At 41.9% G+C, this 5,530-nt stretch carries 4 protein-coding genes; all 4 read left to right on the top strand.

All coding sequences use genetic code 11. The annotated features are described in order from the left end of the window. Positions 1 to 323: 323 nt before the first annotated feature. The 4 genes from metE to DXB73_RS04000 all read left to right on the top strand — a co-directional run bounded on the left by metE (position 324) and on the right by DXB73_RS04000 (position 5,402). Complete coding sequence (gene metE / locus DXB73_RS04015) at positions 324 to 2,594, top strand: 5-methyltetrahydropteroyltriglutamate--homocysteine S-methyltransferase (protein ID WP_118690220.1); 2,271 nt, start codon at positions 324 to 326, stop codon at positions 2,592 to 2,594. A 270-nt stretch (positions 2,595 to 2,864) separates the two neighbouring features. Continuing rightward, on the top strand, positions 2,865 to 3,392 hold the full coding sequence (locus DXB73_RS04010) for a nitroreductase (protein WP_118506407.1): 528 nt from the start codon (positions 2,865 to 2,867) through the stop codon (positions 3,390 to 3,392). A 12-nt stretch (positions 3,393 to 3,404) separates the two neighbouring features. After that, positions 3,405 to 4,850 (top strand): hypothetical protein, encoded by a 1,446-nt coding sequence (locus DXB73_RS04005; RefSeq protein ID WP_118690219.1) that lies wholly within the window; start codon positions 3,405 to 3,407, stop codon positions 4,848 to 4,850. A 3-nt stretch (positions 4,851 to 4,853) separates the two neighbouring features. Then, the gene (locus tag DXB73_RS04000; RefSeq protein ID WP_118690218.1) at positions 4,854 to 5,402 is read left to right on the top strand and encodes a histidine phosphatase family protein; all 549 of its coding nucleotides are present in this window, start codon (positions 4,854 to 4,856) and stop codon (positions 5,400 to 5,402) included. Positions 5,403 to 5,530 lie beyond the last annotated feature (128 nt).

Raw genomic sequence — 5,530 nt, 5'->3', positions numbered from 1 at the left:
TCTCTGATGACAGAACAATTTAATATATTGGCTGCAAAATAGTTTATTTATCGCTGACATAATAAGCAATATGTGGTTTTGCAATAACTTCTGGTATGGGAAGTTTGAATTCCTTTGTTTAACGGGAATGACGACTTGTATTGGTTTGACAGGATAATGGGCTACCTATAGTTTCAAACTATGGTCAGCTTGTGTTTTTATGTATTTTTCAATAGGGACCATTCCTCGTATAATAGGCACATAGCGTTGCAAGGGGGATTTGTGTTTTGTACATTTGGCATGAATACCGTAGGAAGAGAAAGTGTGCAGAAATGAGGAAGAATATGCAGACAGCAGTCATTGGTTACCCAAGAATAGGAACATTACGAGAATTAAAATTTGCCTCCGAACAGTATTTCCGAAAGGAGATCGAGGCGGGAGAACTTTTGCAGACCGCAAAAGAATTGAGAAAAACGCATTGGCTTACACAGAAAGAGGCGGGGATTTCTTTTATTTCCAGCAATGATTTTTCGTTCTATGACAATATGTTAGATACCGCCGTATTATTTGGCATTGTTCCGAAACGATATAAAGAACTTCAGTTATCAGAGTTAGATACCTACTTTGCGATGGCGCGTGGTTATCAGGGCGATTCCGGTGATGTAAAAGCATTGGCAATGAAGAAATGGTTTAACACGAATTATCATTATATCGTTCCAGAGGTGGAAGATGAGATGGTGATCGAGCTAAAAGGGAACAAACTTTTTGCAGAGTATCATGAAGCAAAAGAGCTTGGGATCACAACAAAGCCGACAGTGATCGGTGCTTATACACTGTTAAAACTTTGCCGATATACCGGAACGAAAAAAATGGCAGATTATGTGGATGTCGTGAGTAAAGCATATCGGAATCTGATTGTGAAATGCGAGACAGAAGGCATTGACTGGCTACAGTTTGATGAGCCTGCACTTGTACAAGATATGGGACAGGATGAAATTCAGTTATTCCACAAATTATATGATGAAATCCTTGCTGCAGATAACAAGTGTCATGTGTTATTGCAGACTTATTTTGGCGATGTGCGTGATATTTATGAGGATTTGATCCAAATGCCATTTGCCGGGATCGGACTTGATTTTATCGAGGGTAAGCAGACAGTTTCATTGATCAAGCAGTTTGGTTTCCCACAGGATAAATTGTTATTTGCAGGACTCGTTAATGGTAAAAATATTTGGAAAAACCATTATGAGAAAACGCTGCAGACGATAGAAGATTTACCGGTTGCAAAGAATCATATTGTACTGTCCACATCTTGTTCTTTGCTCCATGTGCCATATACATTACAGCATGAGCAGAAGTTATCGGAAGAATACAAAGCATACTTTGCATACGCTGAGGAAAAATTAGTGGAACTGCAGGAACTAAGCACTTTGGCAGAGTCCGCAGATCATACAGCAGAAAGTACCTTTGTGAAGAATAAAACATTATTTTTACAGCATAGAAACTGCGAGAATGAGGAAGTTACAAAGCGTCTTGCCGGAATAAAGGAGACTGATTATACAAGACTTCCGGAGCGCGTTGAGCGGCAAAAATTACAGAAGACGGTACTTGGCCTTCCGGAATTTCCGACGACAACGATCGGATCATTCCCGCAGACAAAGGATGTCAAGGCAAATCGTTCTGCGTACCGCCGTGGTGAGATCACAGAGCAACAGTATATTGCTTTCAATCAGCAAAAGATCGCAGAATGCGTTCAATGGCAGGAAGAGATCGGTTTGGATGTTCTCGTGCATGGCGAATATGAGCGAAATGACATGGTAGAGTATTTCGGAGAGGCGTTAGGTGGATTTTTGTTTACCGAAAAAGCATGGGTACAGTCTTATGGAACGCGCTGCGTAAAACCACCGGTCATTTGGGGCGATGTATATCGCAAAAATCCGATCACGGTAGAGTGGTCTATCTATGCTCAGTCTCTTACGAAAAAGATCATGAAGGGAATGCTTACCGGACCGGTAACAATCTTGAATTGGTCGTTCCCTAGGGAGGATATTTCCATCAAAGAATCTATTTCTCAGATCGCATTGGCAATTCGTGATGAAGTGCTAGATCTCGAAGCAAATGGCATTCAGATGATCCAGATCGATGAGGCAGCACTACGCGAGAAATTACCACTTCGTCATTCGGATTGGTATACAGAATATCTTGATTTTGCAATTCCTGCATTTCGTCTGACCCATAGCGGTGTCAAACCGGAAACGCAGATTCATACGCATATGTGCTACAGTGAATTTACAGACATCATTTCGGCGATCGATGATATGGATGCGGATGTGATCACCTTCGAGGCGTCTCGTTCCGATTTGCAGATTTTGGATTCTCTCAAAGAAAATCATTTTGAGACAGAGGTTGGCCCCGGTGTGTATGACATCCATTCACCAAGAGTTCCATCGGTTGAAGAGATCGTAAAGGCGCTGCATGCGATGCTTACTAAGATTGATAAAGATAAATTATGGGTAAATCCTGACTGCGGCTTAAAAACCAGAGGTGTACCGGAGACAGATGCCAGTCTTCGTAATATGGTGGCTGCGGCAAAACAGATCCGGGAAGAGGTTTGATCGCGGATATTTTTGTGGCAAAATAACTTTGAAAAAAGTTTGAACTCTCACATTTTTGCGATAAATTAAAAGGTGAAAATCTACGTATAAAATAAATATTTCTTTTTCGTGTAAAAAGGTGTAAAATAGCAACGGCAATTTTGTCGTTGCTATTTCTGATAGTATAGGAAATGGTTCGTTTTACACTACAGGCAGCACAAAATGCCGATTTTACTTATTACAGGAGAGGAATGTTCATAGCATGAAATCAGAAGAAACGGAGGTATTACCATGAACGAAGTAATCAAAGCAATGAAGGAAAGACGCAGTATTCGTAAATTTAAGGCAGAAATGCCATCTAAGGCAGATCTGGAACAGATCGTAGAGGCTGGTTTGTATGCAGCCAATGGCAGGGGCAGACAGGCAGTGATCACTATTGCAGTGACGGATAAAGAACTGCGGGATAAATTGTCGGCGGTCAACAATGAGATCATGGGTGGACCGGAAGGCAACGATCCTTTTTATGGTGCACCTGCGATTTTGATCGTACTCGCTAATAAGGAAGTGCCTACAGCTCCGTATGATGGTAGTCTTGTTATGGGCAATCTGATGCTTGCAGCACATTCTCTGGGTCTTGGCAGCATTTGGATCCACAGAGCGAAAGAAGAGTTTGAAATGCCGGAATATCAGAAGCTCTTAAAAGATCTTGGAATCGAAGGCGAGTGGGAAGGCATCGGTCATTGTGCGGTAGGTTATATAGATGGCGAAAATCCTGCTGCAGCACCTAGAAATGATGGAAGAGTATTTTGGGTAGAGTAAAAGGAGGAATTTATGAATAAACTAAACAAGGTTACTTTAACAGCAGCAACTTGTGGGTTAGATCTAGGCGATGGCAGCGAGAGAGCAGAATATGTCAATCAGGATTATATTCTGAACACGCTCGGACGACCACATCGTAATATTGGTATCATGTATACCTATTATCCAAAAGATAAAGAATGGCCGGAGCGAATCAGTGTTGCTTGTAAAGACATGGAAATTCATTTTCAGTGGGATTATCCTTATGATGACTATTTCCCATATCGCGGCGGTATTGACGGTGATACAACCGGCCAGCCATTTGAGCAGATGCGAGACATCAGACGTCATGGACAGGATGTTGCGCTTACTTTGACCATTGATTGTTCTTTGGAAGATCAATATCTTAGACAGATTGCTAAGGATTTAAAACCTTTTGGCAGAATGCGTCTTCGTATCAATCACGAATGTGGTGGCGATTGGTTTACCCATAACCAGCGTTTTTCTTATCAGGAGGTTGGTGATTTCTTTGTTCGTTTCGCAAAGATCGTCAAAGAGGAAGCACCGCAGATTTCTGTTGTATTTTGTGGAAGTGCCGTTGGCGACATTAGTGTAGAAGATGCCCCTGTTCAATTTGAAAAAGAGTTCAAAGAAGCTTTTGCAACTGCAGATATCTGGTCGAATGACTGCTATTTGGCACTGCATTACGGATGGCCGTTTGACGTATGTGAAAAGGGCGGTAACAGCTATGCTATGACACCAGTGGATGAGTTTTTTGAGCGTTTGCGTAAGACCTCGAAACGAATTACAAAAGTAAACGGCGGAATCTGCAAGCCAATGGTAGTATCTGAATTTAATACTGACGGCGATGTGACCGGACCATTACATCAGGGCGAATCGATCAAGCGTTTTGTTGAGAAGTTAAAGTCCGAAAATGCGGACTGGTTTGATGGATTCTCTATGTACCAATTTAGGGACAGAGGACGTTTAGGTCTGGAGATCGAGGATCCCAATAACGCTTCTGTAGGTATTCCACAGCCAATCTTAAAGGATTATAAGGATATTTTGAAGGATCCATTTTTCATGCCGGGTTTGAACGAAGCAGAAGAAGTAACTCTTCCTGCAACGTTACGCTGGGGAAGCGCTGAAGATGCAGAGGGTATTGCAATTCCGATCAAGTTTGAGAAAACGCCGGAATTTTGCGAAGTAACCTTTGAAGAAGAATTAAATTTAATGATGGAATTAAATGGCCGTTGGTTCTATAAAGCACCAGGGACGAAAACGGTAGATATGATGTCTGCGTTTTTTGAAACTCCGATCGAGCCGGGAGCAGAGCTTTCCTTAAAAATATTTGCCCCACCGGCTTCCGGAGAAAACGATCCGGCACAGGGAGAGGATTGGGCAGTTAATTATTACACAACGATAACTAAAATGCCGGAGCTTCGTATTCGTTACGAAGAAGTGCAGGAGGTACTATAAGTTATGTTATATATTATGCGACATGGCAAAACAGATTGGAATATACAGCACAAACTGCAGGGGCATACGGACATTCCTTTGAATGAAGAGGGACGACAGATGGCAAAGCAGGCAAGGGAAGATTACCTCAATATTCCTATTGATATTTGTTACTGTTCCCCATTGATTCGTGCACGAGAGACAGCAGAGCTTGTTTTACAGGGGCGAAATATTCCGATATTATGTGACGACCGATTGATCGAGATGGGCTTTGGAATATATGAGGGAACTGCGAATTGTGAAGATATTCCAGACTGTCCGGTCGGCATGTTGTTTCGGCATCCTGAGCAGTATATTGCCCGAGACGGTGCAGAGAGTATGCAGGAACTTTGGGAGAGAACCGGTCAATTTTTAAGCGAAATTGTATATCCGCAGCTCAAAGAGGGAAAAAACATATTGATCGTTGGACATGGTGCTATGAATTCCAGCATTCTTTGTCAGGTGAAACATATTCCACTTCGGGATTTTTGGAAAGCCGGCATCCCTAACTGCAAATTAATGAAGTTATGTTAAACTTTTGATTCACTGTTAATGACTCAAACTTCCCATACCGGAAGTTATTGTACAACCACATATTGCTTATTATGTCGAGAATTTAATCAGATTTTGCAGCCAATACACTAAATAGTTCTGTCATCAGA

Origin of the sequence: Clostridium sp. OM05-6BH (assembly GCF_003481635.1) — a bacterium.
Lineage (GTDB): Bacteria > Bacillota > Clostridia > Lachnospirales > Lachnospiraceae > Butyribacter.
Note: the sequence above shows the minus strand (reverse complement) of the source record. Positions and strands in the feature narration are given on the sequence as shown.

Excerpts from the sequence above, each read along its gene's own strand:
- DXB73_RS04005 (WP_118690219.1), top strand. The coding sequence starts at position 3,405 with ATGAATAAACTAAACAAGGTTACTTTAACAGCAGCAACTTGTGGGTTA.
- metE (WP_118690220.1), top strand. The coding sequence starts at position 324 with ATGCAGACAGCAGTCATTGGTTACCCAAGAATAGGAACATTACGAGAA.
- DXB73_RS04010 (WP_118506407.1), top strand. The coding sequence starts at position 2,865 with ATGAACGAAGTAATCAAAGCAATGAAGGAAAGACGCAGTATTCGTAAA.
- DXB73_RS04000 (WP_118690218.1), top strand. The coding sequence starts at position 4,854 with ATGTTATATATTATGCGACATGGCAAAACAGATTGGAATATACAGCAC.